8 protein-coding genes are annotated in these 19,729 nt (G+C 60.7%); 6 read left to right on the forward strand and 2 right to left on the reverse strand.

The features are described 5' to 3' along the window. Positions 1-17 precede the first annotated feature (17 nt). Positions 18-9,185 carry an MBG domain-containing protein gene (locus HF955_RS11610; protein WP_291075282.1) on the reverse strand — a complete coding sequence of 3,056 codons (9,168 nt, stop codon included), beginning with the start codon at positions 9,183-9,185 and terminating at the stop codon, positions 18-20. Positions 9,186-9,808: 623 nt separating this feature from the next. Here HF955_RS11610 and HF955_RS11615 point away from each other — a divergent pair. The 3 genes from HF955_RS11615 to HF955_RS11625 are packed head-to-tail and all read left to right on the forward strand — an operon-like array spanning position 9,809 to position 13,680. Continuing rightward, positions 9,809-11,209: a peptidase M20 gene (locus HF955_RS11615; protein WP_291075283.1), complete on the forward strand. Its 1,401-nt coding sequence runs from the start codon at positions 9,809-9,811 to the stop codon at positions 11,207-11,209. Further along, positions 11,206-12,552, forward strand: a complete 1,347-nt coding sequence (locus HF955_RS11620) for a CynX/NimT family MFS transporter (RefSeq protein WP_291075284.1) — start codon at positions 11,206-11,208, stop codon at positions 12,550-12,552. Before HF955_RS11615 ends, HF955_RS11620 begins: the two co-directional genes overlap by 4 nt. Before the next feature lie 60 nt (positions 12,553-12,612). Beyond that, positions 12,613-13,680 (forward strand): bile acid:sodium symporter family protein, encoded by a 1,068-nt coding sequence (locus HF955_RS11625; RefSeq protein WP_291075285.1) that lies wholly within the window; start codon positions 12,613-12,615, stop codon positions 13,678-13,680. Here the strand turns inward: HF955_RS11625 and HF955_RS11630 are convergent. Next, entirely contained in the window at positions 13,677-14,477 is an 801-nt protein-coding gene (locus tag HF955_RS11630) for a class III extradiol ring-cleavage dioxygenase (protein ID WP_291075286.1), read from the reverse strand. The two genes, HF955_RS11625 and HF955_RS11630, sit on opposite strands and share 4 nt — an antisense overlap. Positions 14,478-14,712: 235 nt before the next feature. On the opposite strand from HF955_RS11630, the gene HF955_RS11635 reads away from it, so the two are divergent. The 3 genes from HF955_RS11635 to HF955_RS11645 all read left to right on the forward strand — a co-directional run bounded on the left by HF955_RS11635 (position 14,713) and on the right by HF955_RS11645 (position 19,658). Beyond that, positions 14,713-15,804 (forward strand): acetamidase/formamidase family protein, encoded by a 1,092-nt coding sequence (locus HF955_RS11635; RefSeq protein ID WP_291075287.1) that lies wholly within the window; start codon positions 14,713-14,715, stop codon positions 15,802-15,804. Between the two features lie 274 nt (positions 15,805-16,078). Beyond that, the gene (locus tag HF955_RS11640) at positions 16,079-18,328 is read left to right on the forward strand and encodes an acetamidase/formamidase family protein (RefSeq protein WP_291075288.1); all 2,250 of its coding nucleotides are present in this window, start codon (positions 16,079-16,081) and stop codon (positions 18,326-18,328) included. A gap of 124 nt (positions 18,329-18,452) precedes the next feature. Continuing rightward, positions 18,453-19,658: an aromatic ring-hydroxylating dioxygenase subunit alpha gene (locus HF955_RS11645; RefSeq protein ID WP_291075289.1), complete on the forward strand. Its 1,206-nt coding sequence runs from the start codon at positions 18,453-18,455 to the stop codon at positions 19,656-19,658. Positions 19,659-19,729: the final 71 nt, after the last annotated feature.

Below are 19,729 nucleotides of genomic sequence, written 5' to 3' on the forward strand. Positions count from 1 at the left end.
GTTCAAATCATGTCGCGCTAGGGTGTGAACCGGATACGGTCATCGACCACCTGGTTGAGCGGGTGCGGCATGTTGGAGCAGTCCTGGCCGCTCTCTCCGCTTCCGCACGGATTCGCGTCAGTCCCGTTCAAGGCATTGTCACCCGACTCGGGCACGCCCGCCGGTGCAATGCCGCCGAGGTCGACCAGTTCGCCACTGACCGGTGTTTCCTGAGGCAGATCTGGCGCTGACGTCGGCGCGATGAGGGTGAGTGTTCCGTTGACGAAGGTGATCGTGTAGTTCGGATTGGCGGCGCCGCCGGGGATGATCTGATAGCTACCGGCATGTACGGCAGAGATTGCATCTCCGCCAAAGTCGATGGCGCCGAGCACCGAGGCATCGTCACCGCCGGTCAGGCCTGTCAGGGTGACCGTGTACGGCCCTTCAAAGACGGATCCGTCTGCAATCTTGCTCTGATCATCCGCAGTGACGGTCAGGGCCGCAGGCGTGATGGTCAGGTCATTGCCGACATAGGTGAGCGTGTAGTTGGCATTGGCACCGAGGCTGCCCTGTCCGATGGCATAGGGGCCGCCATTGACCGTCTCGCCGGCCGCGCGGGCCAGCGCGCCGGACAGGACGCCCGCCTTTGTGTCGCCGTCGGCCAGTCCGCTGCCACCGATCGTATAGGTCAGGTCGGGATCGACCTCGCCATAGATCTTGGTCTGGGCGTCTGCGAGAATGGTGATGGCGCGCCGGGCCACATCGAGGGCGCCGTCGAGATAGGTGATGTCGTAATTTCCGGAGGTGAGGCCTGAAGCGGTGATGACATAGGTCCCGGCATCCCGGGCGCCCTGGGCATCCCCGTCATAGGTCAGCGTGCCGCCGAGAACGGAGCTGTCTTCTCCGTCGACAAAGCCGTCATAGGAGACGCCATTGCCGCCGGCATAGGTAATGCCGTCATAGGTCTTGCTTTCATCATTCGCGGTGATGGTCAGCGAGGCCTTCTCGATGTCGAGCGATCCGTCGATATAGGAGATGTCGTAGTTCCCGGAGGTCAAGCCGGAGGCGCTGATCACATAGTCGCCCGCATCCTTCGCGCCCTGGGCCGTGCCGCCATAGGCAAGCGACCCGCCAAGGACGGACTCGTCTTCCCCGCTGACAAAGCCGTCATAGGTGACGCCATTGCCGCCGGCATAGGAAAGCCCGTCATAGGTCTTGCTGTCGTCGCTTGCCGTGACGGTCAGCGATGCCTTCGCAACACTCAGTAGGCCATCGACATAGGAGATGTTGTAGTTCCCGGAGGTGAGGCCCGAGGCTTCGATGGCATAGTCGCCGGCATCTTTGGCACCCTGCGATGTGCCGCCATAGCTGAGCGATCCACCGAGTACGGACTCATCTTCTCCGCTGACAAAGCCGTCATAGGTGACGCCGTTGCCACCGGAATAGGCGACGCCGTCATAGGTCTTGCCGTCATCTACAGCGGTGACGGTCAGCGACGCCTTGCCGATGTCGAGTGACCCGTCGACATAGGAAATCTCATAGTTTCCGGACGTCAGCCCGGAAGCTTCAATGATATAACTGCCCGCATCCTTGGCGCCTTGCGCGGTTCCGCCATAGGCAAGCGTCCCGCCGAGGACGGATTCATCCTCCCCGCTGGCAAAGCCGTCATAGGTAACTCCATTGCCGCCGGAATAGGTGATCCCGTCATAGGTCTTGCTGTCGTCGCTTGCTGTGATCGTCAAGCTGGCCTTCGCAATATTCAGCAGGCCATCGACATAGGAGATGTTGTAGTTCCCGGAGGTGAGGCCGGAGGCTTCGATGGCATAGTCACCGGCATCCTTGGCGCCCTGAGATGTGCCGCCATAGGCAAGGGAGCCACCGAGCACGGATTCGTCTTCTCCGCTGACGAAGCCGTCATAGCTGACGCCGTTGCCGCCGGCATAAGTGACGCCATCATAGGTCTTGCCGTCATCACGCGCGGTGACGATCAAATCGGCTTTGCCGATATCAAGAGATCCTTCGACATAGGAGATGTCATAATTGCCAGAGGTTAGCCCGGAAGCTTCGATCACATAGTCGCCGGCATCCTTGGCACCCTGCGATGTGCCGCCATAGGCAAGCGATCCGCCGAGGACGGACTCATCCTCCCCGCTGACGAAGCCGTCATAGGTGACGCCATTGCCCCCGGAATAGGCGACGCCGTCATAGGTCTTGCCGTCATCTACAGCGGTGATGGTCAGCGACGCCTTGCCGACGTCGAGCGATCCGTCGACATAGGAAATGTCATAATTTCCAGAGGTCAGCCCGGAAGCTTCGATCACATAGTCGCCGGCATCCTTGGCACCCTGCGATGTGCCGCCATAGGCAAGCGATCCACCGAGTACGGACTCGTCTTCTCCACTGACAAAGCCATCATAGGAGACGCCATTGCCGCCGGAATAGGCGACGCCATCATAGGTCTTGCCGTCATCTATGGCGGTGATGGTCAGCGACGCCTTGCCGACGTCGAGCGATCCGTCGACATAGGAAATGTCATAATTGCCGGACGTCAGCCCGGAGGCTTCAATGGCATAGGTGCCGGCATCCTTGGCGCCCTGCGCCGTGCCGCCATAGGCAAGCGCCCCGCCGAGGACGGATTCATCTTCTCCACTGACAAAGCCATCATAGGTGATGCCGTTGCCGCCGGAATAGGTGAGGCCATCATAGGTCTTGCTGTCGTCGCTTGCCGTAATGGTCAGGCTCGCCTTTTCGACGTCGAGCGAGCCAGCGACGAAGGTGATGTCGTAATTGTCGGCGGTCAGGCCCGAGGCGCTGATCGCATATGTCCCGGCATTCACGGCACCCTGGGATGTGCCGCCAAAGGTGACAGAACCGCCGAGGACGGACGAGTCCTCGCCATTGACGAACCCGTCATAGGTGATGCCGTTGCCGCCGGAATAGGCGAACCCATCATAGGTCTTGCTGTCATCATTTGCCGTGACGGTCAGGGCAGCCTTCGAAATGGTCAGGCCGTCCGACCCATAGTCGACATAGACCGACCGGTCATCTGCGCCGGTGACGTCGACCACACCTGCATCGCCCGCATAGGCATAATAGCCGACGCCGGTTGTTTCGGAGAGGGCGCTCCCCCAAGACAGAGTCACATTGTCTGTACCGGCCCCATCCAGGGTGATGCCATCCAGTGACGGGTTGGCGCTGCCATAGGTTTTTGACGTGTCCCCCGAAAGCCGGACGAAGTCATCATAGAGCGTGTCGGAAGAGAAGCCGCGCAACATCATGTAGTCGCTGTTCTCTCCTGCGGTGGATTTGCTCCAGACGGTTTCGAAATCCCAGCCCGCATCGATGAAGGTGAAAGGATCCGTCATCTCGGCCGTGGTCAGGCCGGTTCCCTTGCCTGTGTCACTCTGGCCGGTGGTCTCCATGTCGTAGAAGGAATTGGTGACGGAAGCGAGATCTTCCTGGTACCAGATCAGCCCGCCGGAATTGATGCCGCCGGATACTGTGCCCGTGGCATAAGTGTTGCTGACGTTGCCATAATTGATGCCGATCAGCCCGGCTGCACTGTTCGTGCTGGTCACATCGCCGGTGGCGTAGGCATTGCTGACATCGCCGTCGTTCAGCCCAATCAGTCCACCTGCGTTATGCGTGCCGGTCACGTCGCCTGTGGCAAAGGCGTTCAGGACATCCCCTTGATTGAACCCGATAAGCCCTCCCGCATAATAACCATCCGAAACGTTGCCCGTCGCATAGGAATTGGAGATTGTGCCTGCGTTGACCGCAGCCAGGCCGCCGGCGGTGGATTGACCGGAAACATCGCCCGTTGTGTAGGCGTTCAATATGGTGCCGAGGTTTGACCCGACCAGTCCGCCCGTATTGTCTCCTCCGGTCACGGATCCTCCAGCCATGCCGACATTCTCGATTGTCCCGGCATTGTAGCCGAACAGGCCAGCATGCCTCAGGCTCGGCCGGTTCACGATCAGGCCGGAGATGACATGGCCTTGACCATCGAACGTGCCGCGGAAGGCCGAACCGGAGGCGCCGATTGCGTCAAAGCCGAGTCCGCCCCACCAATTTGCGGTGCCAGAGGCGTTAATGTCACCTCCCAGAACGAAGTCGGAGCCGAGCAGGGTGTCCACGCCCTGCAGGCCGTAGACATCGACGAGCGTGTAGGGATCAGCCTCGCTGCCATCACCGGAGGTGGCGCGCAGGAAGGAGCCGCCGGAGAGACGGAAGTCGAACACGTCAAAGTCTGCCAGCGTGCCGGTCTGGCTCCAATTGCCGCCGGTCAGTTTGAACACGCCATTGGTGCTGGAAATCACTCCGGCATCAGTGACATTGCCATTGATGATCAGCGTGCCGTCCGTCCAGGTCACACCATTGGGCAGGTCGATATCGCCCGCTGCGCTGCCCGGCGTCGATATCGTGCGGGTTCCGGAACTCAGGTCGAGATCGTAGCCGAGCTGGGTCGAGTAGAGCCCGCTGATATCGATGCTGGCAGTATAGCTGTCTGCATCTGTTGAGGCGAGGGTCAGCGTATTTCCCCTCTCCATTCCAAGAATGAGGTCGGCATCGACGCCGTCCGGCACCTCATAGGCACCGATATTGTTCATCGCTGAACCGGACCCATCATATGCCGGCGTCAGAACTGTGCTCAGCGGCGTCAGGAAGCTGCGCAGCAGGGGGGCGGTATCGCCATCATAGATCCGCCAGACAGAGCCCGTGCCGCCTTCATCATCAATGTCCCAGCCTGCACCCGTAAATGTGGACAGGGACTGGATCTCTTCCGTCGTCAGGCCGGTGCCCTTGCCGGTATCGCTCTGGCCCGTGGTCTCGGTGTTGTAGAAGGAATTGGTGACGATGCCCGACGTAACGGCTCCCACCAGTCCACCGGCACCTCCCCCCGACACTGTGCCAGTCGCAAAACTGTTGTTGACTTCGCCAAGTACCAGGCTCCCGATCAACCCGCCAGTTTTGCCGTCGCCTGTGACAGAGCCGGTGGCGTAGCTCTGCTGGATGATGCCGCTCAAATTGTAGCCGACCATGCCACCCACATGGTTCGAGCCCGACACATCACTTGTCACAAAGCTGTTTGTGATCGTTCCATCATGAGTCCCGACCAGTCCGCCAACATATGATTTTCCGGATATCGAGCCACCTACCAGACCGAGATTGGAAATGGTGCTCCCGGAAACGAAGCCGAACAAGCCAACATAATTGGAAGATGCCCGATTGATGGTCAGATCGGTGATGACGTGATTGCGGCCATCAAAATGAACCGTGAACTGATCACTGGAATGCCCGATCGGGTCAAACCCGGCGCCATCCCACCAGTTCGCGGTGCCAGAGGCGTCAATGTCGGCATCAAGTGCAAAATTGAATGTGACGAGCGTGTCCACACCCTGCAGGCCGTAGACATCGATGAGTGTGTAGGGATCGGCCTCGCTGCCATCACCGGAAGTGGCACGCAGGAAAGTGCCGCCGGAAAGACGGAAGTCGAACACGTCAAAGTCAGCCAGCGTGCCGGTCTGGCTCCAGCTGCCGCCGGCGATTTCGAACACGCCATTGGTGCTGGAAATCACTCCGGCATCAGTAACATTGCCATTGATGATCAGCGTGCCATCGGTCCAGGTCACGCCGCTGGACAGGTCGATATCGCCCGCCGCACTGCCCGGCGTCGAGATCGTGCGGGTTGCCGAACTGAAGTCGAGATCATAACCCAGCTGACTTGAATACAGCCCGTTGACATCAATGCTGGCAGTATAGCTGTCGGCCTCTGTGGAAGTTAGCGTCAGTGTGTTGTTCGATTGCGTGCCAAGGATGAGGCTGCTGTCGGTGCCGTCCGGCACATCAAATGCGCCGATGTCGGTCAGGGCTGCACCGGACCCATCATAGGCGGTGCTCAGGGACAGCGGTGTCAGGAAGCTGCGCAGCAGGGGCGTGGTATTGCCATCATAGATCCGCCAGACAGAGCCGGTGCCGTAATCGCCGTCGATGTCCCAGCCTGCTCCGGTGAAGGTCGACAGTGATTGCATCTCCGCCGTTGTCAGGCCTGTGCCCTTGCCGGTGTCGCTCTGGCCTGTGGTCTCGGTATTGTAGAAGGAGTTCGTGACGGCGATTGAGCTACCATGATTGCCGATCAGTCCACCATCATCCCCGGTCCCAGCCGTGACCAGGCCTGTAGCATAGGTGTTTGTGACGCTTGCCTGCTGCTTGGTTTCGCCAATAAGCGCTCCAACGTGTCCTGTCGTTGCTGTGGCATTGCCTACAGCATAAGCGTTGGTGATCACGGAGGTGGAACGGGCACTGCCGATCAATCCGCCAACCCTGGTCGATCCGCTGACATCGCCGGAGGCAAAGGCATTCTCAAGAGTGGAGGTCTTGGCCAGTGAGCCCAGGAGCCCTCCGGCCTTGTCGCGCGCTGCCGTCACATCCCCAGTAGCGTACACGTTGCTGATCGAGGAGGTGCCGGTGGCAATGCCGATCAGCCCGCCAACGTCCTTGTCACCGGATACCGTGCCGGTCGCATAGGAGTCAGTGATTGGTCCATCATTGTTCTGACCGACCAGTCCACCAACGCCCGATCCGCTTGATTCAACATCTCCGGTGGCAAATGAATTCGAAATGGAACCATGGTTTCTGCCGACCAGTCCGCCGACATTGATGTTGATGCTGCCGGTTACTGAACCTGTGGCAAACGCATCCTCAATCGTGCCGGAATTGATCCCGACGAGTCCGCCTGTACCTTCCGTGCCAATAATATCGGCTGTGGAATAGACACCGGAAAGCGTGCCGTCATTGCTGCTGACGATTCCTCCGGAATAGATTCCGCTCGAAACAATCGATCCTTCTGTATAGGAATTCACTATCGATCCGACGCTTGTCCCGATCAATCCACCGACATAGTCGCCGCCCGTCACGTCGCCCTCTGCAAAGACGTTTTCGATCGTTGCGCCGTTCTTGCCGGCCAGCATCCCGACATAGTTCTGACCTGTGATATCAGCCCCTACGAGACCGAGATTTCGTATGACAGCCGACCCGGATACGTTTCTGAAGAGTCCCAAAATATCGTCTGTTGGCCGATTTATGGTGAGATCGGAGATGGTGTGACCCAGTCCATCAAGCACGCCCTGAAAGTGTCCGTCTGCGCTGATCGGAGCGAACCCCTTGCCACCGTTCCAGGTCGCGGTGGCGCTCGCGTCGATATTGGCGCCGAGCACATAGCTTCCGATGATGTGGTTTCCGGTCACATCATTGTTGATATCCTGCAGCGCATTGACATCCGTGATGATCGTGTAGTCGATCACGGTGCCGTCGCTTCCCAGCTTGGTGCTGAATGATCCGTCCGAGGTCAGATTGATCGGGGCGTTGACGTAATAGTTGGCGGTGTTACCACTCGCGAGAGCGCCCTGACCGTACTCCAGTGCGAGTCCACCGCCATTTGCGGCAGTGACCTTGGCATTGAACGTGATGTCGCGATAGGCGGACAGGGTCAGAAGGGTTCCGCTGGACCATGAGAACGCATCAGCGACCGTGATGTCGCCATCCTGGGCGCCGCCGCTGCCTGTTGTGATCGTCACATTGGCGGATGCCAGGGCGGTTTCGAGCGTCGTGACATTGATAACGCTGTCATTGCCGGTGGCGTCGAACCCGGTGGCGTTGACGCCCGCATCGTTCGAGATTGTGAGATTGTAGGGATCGAGGAGCAGGGTGCCTGCGCCGCCCGGTCCGCGCAGGTCTGTGCGGCCGGTATAGTCGAGGAAGGCCTTTCCGGAGACTTCTGCGTCGCCGCCGGTTCCGCTGCCTGCGCCGCGTGCGGAGATGTTGCCTGCAAAGCTGGTGGCCTCTTCTGCCCAGAGGACGACCTGGCCGCCATTTCCGGACCTGGTGGCGTCTGCGCGCACAAGGCTGTCGGCATCGAAGTAGAGCGTGTCAGCGGTCTGCAGGCCGGGGGCGCCATGCTTGTTGCCGCCGATCCGGACCGTCCCGCCGCCCGTCTCGCCGGACGCATCGATCCGGCCGCCCACAACTGCGATGTCGGTGCCGGTGATCGTGACAGAGCCGCCCTCGGTACCGGTTGCGGCGATCTCACCGCTGACGCTCACCTTGCCGCCGGACAGGATGACATCCCCGCCGGTTCCGGACATGGCCTGGCTCGGCGCAAGCAGCAGGGAGCCTGTATCGGAGACCGATCCGTCCATGCCGGAGGCAGCAGACAGGGCCTGCATGCCGGGCGCGTCGGCGGAGCCCGCCGCGGACGCCGGCAGCGTCGAGGCCGCCCCGCGCGAGGCCGCCAGGGTAACCCCGCCTGCGACAGTGACCTTGCCGTCTCCCGCTGTCAGGAAGATGCGGCCATCGGAGTGCGAGACGCCGGTGGCGCGGATCGTGCCGCCGGTATTGCCGGCCAGGGCATAGATGTTGCCGCCATTGGCGCGCAGCTCGACACTGGCCGCCTCGATTTCCCCGCGCGTCGTGGCAGATGTGCCCGCGCCGCCAACCCGGACCTGCAGCTTGCCATCCCCGAGCGAGCCATCGGTCAGCAGGACATCATAGCCGGCCGCCATGCCGGCGGTGCCCTGGGCCGCTTCGAGCGTGCCGGCATTGGTGACCTCGCGCGCGATGAGGAAGACATCTCCCTGCGCGGCGGCGATCTTGCCGAGATTGATGATGGAGGCATCGGAGACGCCGGAGAAGTCGAGATCCCCGCCCGCCAGGAAGGCGGCGGTGTCGACATCATGGGTGGCCGCAATGAAGGAGCCGCCGACATCGACGATGCCGTTCTGTCCGACGACAATGCCATTGGGGTTGATCAGATAGATCGTGCCGGTCGCGCTGAGCAGGCCGTCCAGGCTGGAGAGGCTGGTGCCGGTGACCCGGTTCAGCGTGGTGCCGGAGCCATTGAGGAAGGTGACCGTATTGTCCTGGCCGATCGAGAAGTCGGTCCAGTCCAGGATGGCCTTGTCAGATGACTGGGTGATCGTCATGGCCGGGCCGCTGGTGGCGATGGCGGCATCGCCGCTGACCAGGGTGGCCTCGCCGGGCAGGACGCCCTGGCCATGGGCAAGCGGGGCCACGGTCACGAGCGAGGACTGGGCCAGCAGGCGCAGATAGGTCATGCGACGGGATGAGGGGCGGTCCTGCAGGGAAGCGTCCAGGACATGCGGGCCGCCCGCCGAACCCGGGCGCTCATGAAGTATGCGACGTGTCATGGAAAAAGGACGTGAGGTGTTTTCCAGACCTCCGCAAGAACCCCTCATTGCAGCCACGTCTCAGAAGAAAACAGGGGATACACACAGACCTGTCCGATACATCCGGCACCCGGATTTTGCTGCTGGCCGGGGTGTTTCGGCGGCCGAAACTCCACCCACGCACAGGCCCTGCACCGTGTAGGGATCAAGCAATTCGTTCGGAGTGTGCCACAGGTGTGCAGTTCTTTTTTGCGGACCTCGACAGGTCTCCGGACAGAAGATCCCGAGGCAGCTGATGCCGCACTGGACGGGTGTCGACGCAGACCGAGTGGACACTGAAATCCTTGCCGGGGTGTCGCAGGAACAGGGGGGCGATGGGTTGGTTTCGGGCGCCCACAGCCCGTCATTCAGAGGACATCAAGCCTGCCTTGTCCCCATATCCGGCGACCTCCAATCCCGGGCAGGATCGTGTCGGGTCCATGCGGTCTCAGGGAACAGATGCCCAATTTTCTGGCGGGCTGCGGCAACAATCCGTGCGGCGCACGTCAAGACTTGCTCAGGGCTGAAATGGTCATCTTCAGTGGTGAAGCGGCCTGCACCTGGCTGAAACGCGCTGAAACGATTTGCGACGGGATGAGACGGTCTTGAACAAGGGATTTGAGAATCTGCCACCCGCTGACTACACGGTCAGCGAGGCTGAACGACAGGCCATCGCGGCGGCAATCGATGTCGACGAGCTGACCCGGACGGCGCTTGAACTGGGCAATATCGACAGTCCGTCCATGCAGGAAGCGTCCGCCGCGGACTATGTATACGAGTGGTTGGACCGGGAAGGATTCCGGCCGCGAAAGGTCGGCGCGACACCGGAGCGCCCGAACATCATCGCCACCTATGGCGGCCGGGGTGACGGGAAGAGCCTCCTTTATACGGCCCATCTCGACACCGAGAGCCCGACCTGGGATCCGGATCTGGACGCCCAGAAATTCCGGCCGGAAACGCTGGCCAATCCCGAATGGAACCGGTGCTGGCTGCAGGATGGCGCTTTTCACGGCTATCCGATTTCGAATGACCGCGGCCCGATGGTCTGTTTCCTCATGGCCGCGAAGGCCTTGAAATCATGCGGAATAGATCTGTCTGGCCGACTGTACCTCACGGCCTCGCCCGGCGAGATCGGGCCGGAGCCGATCGAGGAAGCGCGCGGCGTCCAGTATATGGGCAAGGAAATCGGGACCCACTACGCCTTCTATCATGGCGGCGTTTCGCCGGATTATGCCATCGCCGCAGAAGGCTGTGATTTCGGGCTCACCTGGGTGGCCTGCGGATATGCGGTCTTCAGGGTCCAGCTGTTCGGGGAAGGCGTGTTCACGCCCTTGCTGGACAGTCCGGAACGGGCCTCTGATCACCCCAACCCGATTTACCGTCTCGGCGATGCCGTGCAGGCCCTCCTCGACTGGGGGCGGGCCTATGAGGCCGACAATGTCTACGTCTCTCCCGGCGGCACGGCCCGGCCGAAGACCCAGATTTCCTCCGTCCGGGGCGGTGTGCCCTATGCCTTCGGAGCCGGCACCGAGATCTGTTCGCTCTATCTGGAAGTCGGCCTGCCGCCCCATGTCGAGATCGGGCAGGTGCACCGCAGCCTCGAACGCCATCTGCGCGCGCAGAAACTCGGTGAGTTCGAAATCGAGCCCATGGTGGTCCGGCACGGCTTTGCGGCCGATGAGGCACGCGTGGCTCCGCTCGTGGCGGCGGTCGATGCGGCCACCCGCGACACGCTTGGCGAGCCCCTGCAGCTTGCGCATCCGGTCTATTCCAGCATGTGGCGAGACCACAATGTCTTCAACATGAACCGAATCCCGGCCGTCACGACCGGGTTCCCCCGATGGCGCCCGACCCCGGACGACATGGTCAAGAGCACCTTGATCTACGCGCTGACCGCGCTGTCCGTTTGTGGTCGGGCGTCAGAATCGGGTGGCAGGGACGCATTGCGCAAAACCGATGTTTATGGCGAAAACCCGTTTTCCAAGGAGGCACACGCCGAACGATGAGAGCTGCAATTCCCTTCAAGGCCGGCAGCCAGCTGGTGGCCATGAGTTCGCTCGAACTCCTGCTCGCGGCAGCGACCTATTCCTCGCTGGGCGTGGTGCTGCCCTTCATGGTGATGGATCTGGAGTGGAACTGGGCGCAGGCGGGGTTCGGTTTCACTGTGCTGGGGGCCGTGACGGGCCTGGCGTCTTCGGTGCCGCCCTTGCTGATCAGGCGGCTTGGGGTGCGCAATACCGTGCTGCTTGGCGGCGTCCTGTCCGGTATCGGGCTCTATCTGCTGCATGGGGTCAACAGCCTGCCTCAATACTATCTCGGTGCCGCCATTTGCGGCCTGGCCTATCCCATGATGGCTTCCATTCCCACGACCTTCCTCGTCAGCCGATTGTTCAAGCGGCAATCGACGGCGCTGGGCGTAGCGGCCACGATCAGCGGCATGGGCACCGTGGTCGGCCCCTTGATGGTTCTGGGCGTATTGGCGCTTGAGGGGCAAACCTGGCGCAATTATTGGGAGTATCAGGCACTCCTGATCCTGGCGGCCACCATATTGTGCGTCGTGATCATCGGTCTGGAGCGACGGTTCACCCGGCCTGCACGGGACGAACTGGTGGCCCCTGACGCGGAAGAGACGGCGCCCACCATCATGCCGGACCAGGCCGACACGCCGGTTTCGCGCGCCGGCCGGAACATCTATCGCACGACAACGGACTGGACGGCCAAGCTCGCCATGCGCACGACCCAGTTCAAGATCCTTGCAGCGGCCTATTGCCTGAACATGATGTGCCTGGTCACCGTGACCAGCCTGTCCGTGGGCCATCTCATAGAACGCGGCGTGTCCGAGACCGTCGCCGGCGGCATGTTGAGCATCGAGGCGCTGATCGCCGTTCTGATCCGGGGCTTTTCGGGCGTGCTGGGGGACATATTCGATCCGAAGCATCTCGTATCGATCGCCCTGTTCGCCACCATGATCGGATGTGCCGTGCTGGCGCTGACAACTGATCATGTGATGTTGTTGTTCTACGCCATCGGCACCGGTATCGGGTTCGGCACCACACAATTGGCGTGCACCGTTCTGCTGCTCAATTATTTCGGTCGCAAATACAATCTCGAACTCTTTTCGGCCATGTGCGTCACAGGTGCGATTTCGGCACTTGGGCCGCTGATTGGCGGGGTCATCCGGGATGTTTCCGGCAGTTTCTCGCTGATCTTCATGATCCTGTCCGTGCTCGCTGCCTGTGTCTTCATGCTCGTCCTGTTCATGAAGCCGCCGTATCCGGCCGCACAGCCTGAAACGGCGGATGAGGTGCCTGCGGATGGCGACATCAAGTTCGGGCAGCTGGCCGAGTAAACCTCGTTCGCAACATGATGCGTGACGGCCCGTCAGTGCCGTCGATGTCTGGAGTCTTTCATGTCACTCGCACCGAAAACGCCTGACCCGGACACGGCGGGCAAAGCCGCCGGGCCCGCCATACTGAAATGGCTGAAGCCGGATCCCTATGCGCTGGTCCTGCTTTCGGTCGTTGTGCTGGCCAGTCTCCTGCCATGCCGGGGGCAGGTCGCAGTCGGGTTCGAATGGCTAACGCGCGCTGCGATCTTCCTCCTCTTCTTCATGCATGGGGCCAAGCTGTCACGCGCGGCCATACTCGGCGGGATCGGCGCATGGCGGCTTCACGGGCTGGTATTGTCCAGCACTTTCGTCCTGTTTCCGGTTCTCGGATTTCTCGTCAGCCTTTTGCCAGACGCCTGGGTCAGCCCGACGGTCAAGATGGGATTCCTGTTCCTGACAATCCTTCCATCAACGGTACAGTCCTCGATTGCCTTTACATCCATGGCCCGGGGAAATGTCGCTGCGGCCGTATGCACGGCGTCATTGTCCAACATGTTGGGCGTGTTCATCACGCCGCTTCTTGCCGGCTTGCTGATGCGCGCCGAACTCCAGTCTGCCGGTGGAGACATGCTGGGCGTGATGCGATCAATCATCCTGACGCTGCTGGCGCCGTTTCTGCTGGGCCATCTCAGTCGCCCGCTGATCGGCCAATGGATCGATCGCAACAAGGCTGTCCTGTCCAGGCTGGATCGCGGAGCCATTCTGCTGGTTGTGTATACTGCATTCAGCGCGGCCGTGGTCGACGGCATCTGGCAGCGTGTTTCCGCGCTCGATATCGTCACCATACTGGGCCTGAGCGCTCTGGTGCTGACAATCGTGCTGGTCCTGACTCGCAAGACGGCGCATCTGGCTGGCCTCTCCAAGCCTGATGAAATCACGCTGGTCATGTGCGGTTCGAAGAAAAGCCTGGCCAGCGGCGTACCAATGGCTGCGGCGATGTTTGCGCCTGCCCAAGTTGGCATGATCATCCTGCCCCTGATGATATTCCATCAGATGCAGCTGATCGTCTGCGCCATCATCGCGCGCAATTATGGGGAACGTGCAGACGTCCCGACGCCCGGTGAAAGTGTCGGTGCAGGCGCCGGCTAGCCGAACCGGAAGGCCGACACGGTCGCATTCATGACATTGTCGGAGAACACTTTCTCGCCGATGTCACCCTCAGCTGCGCCTGCGGCAACCATGAGGGGCAGCAGGTGCTCCTCGCGCGGGTGGGAGTTGCGGGCCTGAGGCGCGTCCAGCCAGTTGCTCAGCTGTGCCCATCTCCGTTCCGGGTCATCGCCGGTCAAGGCTTCGGTCAGCCAGGTGTCGAACTCGGCCGAGGGAGCTGTCGCAGCGGGCGTGCGGAAGGCGCGCATATTGTGATAGCTCATGCCGCTGCCAATAATCAGGACGCCTTCGTCCCGCAGCCCGGACAGCGCTTTCCCCAGCTGCAGGTGCTTTTCCGGGGACAGGTCACCGGTCAGCGACAGGGTCAGGATCGGGATGTCTGCGTCGGGAAAGGCCACGAGCAGGGGAACGAACACGCCATGATCATAGCCTCTCTCGGCCGCGTGCGGCGCGGGCAGGCCATGCGATGTCATCAGCTCCTGAACCCGTTTTGCCAGCTCGGGCGCACCCGGCGCGGGATAGCTGAGCTCATAGGTGTGTTGGGGAAAGCCGTAATAGTCGAAGATCATGTCCGGCGCGGCAGCTGTGGAAACCGTGAATTCGGTTTCCTCCCAATGCGCCGAAACCACCAGCAAGGCTTTCGGCTTTTCCGGCAGGCTGGCCGGGATGCTCTTCAGCCAGGCGGCCGTATCGTCCCAGGTGTCAGCAGGTCCGCCCATCATCGTCCAGTCCATGAAGAAGCACGGGCCTCCACCATGGGGAATGAAAAGCGTGGGCATTCTGTTGGCGGCAACCGGGTCGGACATAACGTGTTCCTGATGCTGATTTAAACAGGGCAATTTTCGTCAGGGCGGGTGTGTCTGTCTTGTTCTCTCACGTCCGCAAACTTGCCTGCCTGTTGGCATGTGTGGCCCCGGATGGGGCGGTGCAACTAGTTGGGCGCATATGAACAAGACCGGTTGGCGGGCTTCAACTCTGATCTGCTGCAGGGCGATTTGGTTCAAGGAGTTAGGTATGGCGTTGATTGAAGAAACCCGGAAAAGCAAGGTTCAGGTCCAGCCGGAAAACCTGCATCACCTGAAGGCAACACCTGAAACGGTGCACTGGGGCTACTTCCATCCGAACATCAAACCCGCCCTCCGGGTAAAGAGCGGAGACCTGATCCAGGCAGAAGCAATCACGCATCATGCCGGAGACGCGCCGGACCTGATGATGGACGACACCGTCAAGGCGATCTGGGAAGGCGTCCGGCCGGAAGACCGCGCCCCGGGCGTGCACATCATGACCGGGCCGATCTATGTTGAAGGCGCTGAGCCCGGCGACATGCTGGAGGTGCGCTATTTCCGCATGGTGCCCCGCTGCAATTATGGCTCCAATCTCGCGGCGAACTGGGGGCATCTCTACCAGGAGTTCGACGAGAAGGAGCGCGTGACCATTTATGAACTGGATCCGAACTCCAACACGGCGCATGCGCTGTACGCCTATGATTTCGAAGGCAAGTATCTCATCCCCGGCACGATCACGCATTGCCCGGAATGTGACCGCGAGCCCGCCCTGACAGGGGTCCGCGTGCCGGCGCGGCCGCATCTTGGCACGGCCGGTGTCGCCCCGGCAGTGGATGAGCGCGTCAGCACCATTCCGCCGGGCCTGCATGGCGGAAACATCGACAATTGGCGCATCGGCGCAGGCGCGACGATGTACTATCCGGTTCAGGTCAAGGGTGGGCTGTTCTCGATTGGCGATCCGCATGTCAGTCAGGGCGACGGCGAGATCAGCGGAACGGCCATTGAGGCCTCCTTGGACGTACTGTTCCAGATCGTGCTGCGCAAGGACTTCAAATTCCCCTCGCCCCTGCTGGAAACGCCGGATCACTGGATCGTTCACGGCTTCGATGAAGACCTGAACAAGGCCATGAAGAATGCTTCGCTCGACATGCTGCATCTGCTGACCGAGCATCAGGATCTCAGCCGCAATGATGCCTATTCCCTGATGAGCGTCGCAACGGATTTCGGAATCACCCAAGTGGTCGACGGAACACAGGGAATTCACGTCAAGATTGACCGGAACATCTTTCCAGAGAAGGGCGTGGTGAAGGATCCGGAGTGATTTCAGGTCACCGGACGGGCTGATGTTTTCTGCACATTGGCTGCGATCTGCGGCGCAGACGTCTGGCACTGCTCGACTTTTGAGCAGTGTCACCTGCGTTCCGGAGTGTTGACGACAGGTTACGTTGACGACCCCGGGGGGCATCCGAGGATCGACAGGGTCGGGGGACAGGAGTTGAAGTTCGGAACGGAGCCGGTCTGTGCAGTTTACTACGAATGCCTACCCCAAGGAGCAGAGAAAGGATGCCTGGCATTTCGCATTGCAGCGATTTTCCATGGAGCTTCTCGAACATGAGGGGGAGCTTTATGGTGAACTGGTCAGCTATCGAAGCGCGCAGGAATTTACCTTTGTGCGCATCACGTCCACCGAGCATGTGATCCGTCTGGACCTGTCGCAGGGGCCCTCGCAATTCTGGCTGATCATGCTGCTGGAAGGTGACCTGATCGCCAAGACAGATACCAGCACGATCGAGGTGTCCGAAGGCGACGTCGTTTACGGCATCGGTGATCTGGACGTGACGCTCGATTTCAAGCGCGACAACCGGTTCTTGATGGTTCAGGTGCCTGTCACCCATCCGGCCCTGCGCCTGCGCTCCAAGCCGCAGGCCGACATCTCCAACCTGGTTTCGGAAACCGGGGTCGGCAGAATGCTGTCCGGCTTGTTGCGCTCGGTTGCAGACACGATCACCGATGTGGATGATGACCAGATGCGCCCCATCGAAGTGGCGCTGCCAGAATTCATTTCGACTGCTCTGATGAGCGAGGCGTCAACGAAGGAACTCGGGGGCGCTGCGGGCGTGCGCGCTGCTCTGCTGGAGCGCATCTTCCAGACAATCGAAATGCGATTGAGCGATCCTGAACTTAATCTCCATCAGGTGGCGAAAGAGCATAATATCTCTCCGCGCTATCTGCAGAAACTGTTCGAATCCGTCGGCGACAGTTTCGGTCATTTCGTCAAGCTCAGGCGGCTGGAACGGTGCCGACTCGACCTGCGCAGCCCGCTGCATGCGCAGCGGTCCATTTCGGACATCCTGTTTCAGTGGGGCTTCAATGACAGCGCCTCGTTCAGCCGGGCATTCCGCGAGCAATACGGCATGAGCCCGCGTGAATATCGTCGCGCGCCGCAGGAAGAGGAAACCCAGGCGGAAGTGCTTCAGCGTGGCCGCCCGCCGACGGCGAAGGATCAGGCAATTGAAGTGCAGGAGCCGGAAGACTTTGACGATCCGGAACAGGAAGCGGTTCACGCGCCAGACGCTGCGCCCGCTCCGGTCCAGAATGGCGCGCGGCATCACTATCTGCCAGTGACTCCCGAGACGATCCATTGGGGGCATTTCAGCAGCTCCCTGAAGCCTGTTCTGACGGTGGAGTCCGGCGACTATGTTACCGTCGAAACCCTGACCCATCATGCCAATGACGATCATGAGCGTATGGTGAAGGGGGATGCCGCGATTGAGGAGATCTATCGCTGGACCCCGGAAGGCAAGACGATCAACCGACGTGGGGCTGGCGCGCTGGATTCCTCCTCATCGACAGGCCGCGGGGCCGGTGAGGGGTTCGGGGTCCATATCTGCACGGGGCCCATCGAAATCGCGGGGGCAGAACCCAACGACATTGTCGAAATTCGCATTCTCGAGCTCAAGCCGCGCACAAGCGGCAACCCGAAGTACACAGGCCAGTCTTTTGGCAGCAATGCCGCCGCCTATTGGGGGTTTCAGTATAATGACCTTCTGACCGAGCCGAAACACCGCGAAGTCATCACCATCTATGAAGTCGAAAGCGAGATGGGGCGGTCATGTGCGCGGGCGGTCTACAATTATCGCTGGACTCCCCAGACGGATCCGTTCGGCGTGGTCCATGAATTGTATGATTATCCCGGCCTGCCGGTGGATACCTCGACCATCAAGAAGAATTATGACGTACTGCGGAACATCGAGATTCCGGTGCGGCCGCATTTTGGCGTGATCGGCGTCGCGCCGCCACAATCCAAACTTGTCGACTCCATTCCCCCCGGCAATTTTGGCGGTAATCTGGACAATTGGCGGATAGCCCCCGGCTCCAGCCTGTTCCTGCCTGTGGGGGTGGCGGGGGCGCTGCTCTCGCTGGGGGATCCGCATGCGTCCCAGGGGGATTCGGAGCTTTGCGGCACCGCAATCGAGTGCTCAATGACAGCGCTGATCCAGCCGATCCTGCACCGTGCCAGCGACAAGCGGGGGCACATCCGCGATCTCGACTATCCCTTGCTGGAAACGCAGGATGAATGGGTGATCTTCGGCTTCAGCCATCCGAACTATCTCAAGGAACTCGGTGCGTCTGCCCAGAGCGAGATCTACAAGAAATCATCCATCGACCTCGCCATGCGGGATGCGTTCCGGAAGGCACGGCGCTTCCTGATGACAGCGCGCGACCTCGATGAGGATGAGGCGATCTCGCTTTTGTCGGTCGGTGTGGATTTCGGGATCACGCAGGTCGTCAATGGAAACTGGGGCGTACACGCCATCATCCGCAAGGAATTGTTCACTTCCTGACCCGGAGCGCGCTGCCGCTCCGGCTGCAGATTCGGGCGCCGGGCAACTTCTTGTGCGCGCTCAGACAAGAATGGACTTGTGGCGGATGACAGGGTGATGCTGACAAGAAGAGGACAGACGGATCATGCCAATCACCATTACCGAAGAGTTCATCCGGTCCCTGGCGACGTCGCGGCAGGATGTGCTGGAGGCAGAAACCCTGCCGCCGGAATGCTATACCGACGCCAATTTCTATGAGTTCGAGAAAGACGCGTTGTTCACGCATGACTGGCTGTGTGTCGGCCGTGAGGAGTGGGTGAAGGAGCCCGGCGACTATTTCACTACCTCAACCGTGAACGAGCCGATTGTCGTGGCCCGTAACCGCAAGGGCGAGGTCAAGGCCATGTCGTCGGTTTGTCAGCACAGGGCCATGCTTGTGGCCGAGGGCAGCGGCAATGCGCGCGGCTTTGTCTGTCCCTATCATCATTGGAGCTATTCGCTCGATGGCGACCTTGTCGGTGCGCCGGCCATGAACAAGACGTGTGAGTTCGACCGCAAGGCCCACGGCCTGCCAAACTTCAAGGTTGAGGTCTGGGAAGGCTTCATCTTCATCAATTTCGATCAGCAGGCCGCGCCGCTGGCGCCGCGCCTTACGCATGTTCAGGAAGCGATCAAGGGATATGACCTCGCCAATGCAGACGGTCCGCGGCCGGAGCCTGCGCCGCGCCTGATGTGGAACTGGAAGGTCATGTTCGAGAACAACAATGACGGCTACCATGCCAGCCGCCTGCATCATGGCCCGCTGCATGACTTTGTGCCGTCAGAGCAGGCCAGTTTTCCGGAAGCCCCGAAGGGGGCGGCGGGATATTTGCGGTTCAACGGCACACTCCATGCCGATGCGAGTTTCAATCCCACCCAGAAGGCTGTCTTGCCCGTATTCCCCGGCCTGTCGGACGAGGCGCGCAATCGCATGACCTTCGCCAACATTCCGCCGAGCCTGTCCCTGGTGATGACCAGCGATATGGTCATTTATCTGATCATTCGACCCGACAGTCCCGAGACGCACTATATGGACACCGGTGTTCTGGTAGCTCCCGGTGCGATGGAAGACGAGGCCTATGAGCACAAGATGGAGATGATCATGAATTCGACATCCCACATCATTGCCCAGGACTGGCACGTCGATGAAATGGTCCAGCTCGGCCTGCGGTCCCGCTTTGCAAAGCGGGGGCGGTATTCCTGGCAGGAAGGCGCTCAGGCCCAGTTCAATGAATGGCTGGTTGACCGCTATCTCGCGGAATGGGACCGGCGCGACCCGTCGTCGGTGAACGCCAGCGTTGCAGCCGAATAAGGCGGAACGGTCTGGTGCGGCCTCCGGAACACCCAACGACCTGGCGGTTTCACACGCGATCTGTCCCGTCA

This window comes from Hyphomonas sp. (genome assembly GCF_017792385.1).
GTDB lineage: Bacteria > Pseudomonadota > Alphaproteobacteria > Caulobacterales > Hyphomonadaceae > Hyphomonas.

Bases quoted from the DNA above. Each gene is read 5' to 3' on its own strand.
- HF955_RS11640 (WP_291075288.1), top strand. From the start codon at position 16,079: ATGGAGCTTCTCGAACATGAGGGGGAGCTTTATGGTGAACTGGTCAGC.
- HF955_RS11630 (WP_291075286.1), bottom strand. From the start codon at position 14,477: ATGCCCACGCTTTTCATTCCCCATGGTGGAGGCCCGTGCTTCTTCATG.
- HF955_RS11645 (WP_291075289.1), top strand. From the start codon at position 18,453: ATGCCAATCACCATTACCGAAGAGTTCATCCGGTCCCTGGCGACGTCG.
- HF955_RS11635 (WP_291075287.1), top strand. From the start codon at position 14,713: ATGGCGTTGATTGAAGAAACCCGGAAAAGCAAGGTTCAGGTCCAGCCG.
- HF955_RS11610 (WP_291075282.1), bottom strand. From the start codon at position 9,185: ATGACACGTCGCATACTTCATGAGCGCCCGGGTTCGGCGGGCGGCCCG.
- HF955_RS11625 (WP_291075285.1), top strand. From the start codon at position 12,613: ATGTCACTCGCACCGAAAACGCCTGACCCGGACACGGCGGGCAAAGCC.
- HF955_RS11620 (WP_291075284.1), top strand. From the start codon at position 11,206: ATGAGAGCTGCAATTCCCTTCAAGGCCGGCAGCCAGCTGGTGGCCATG.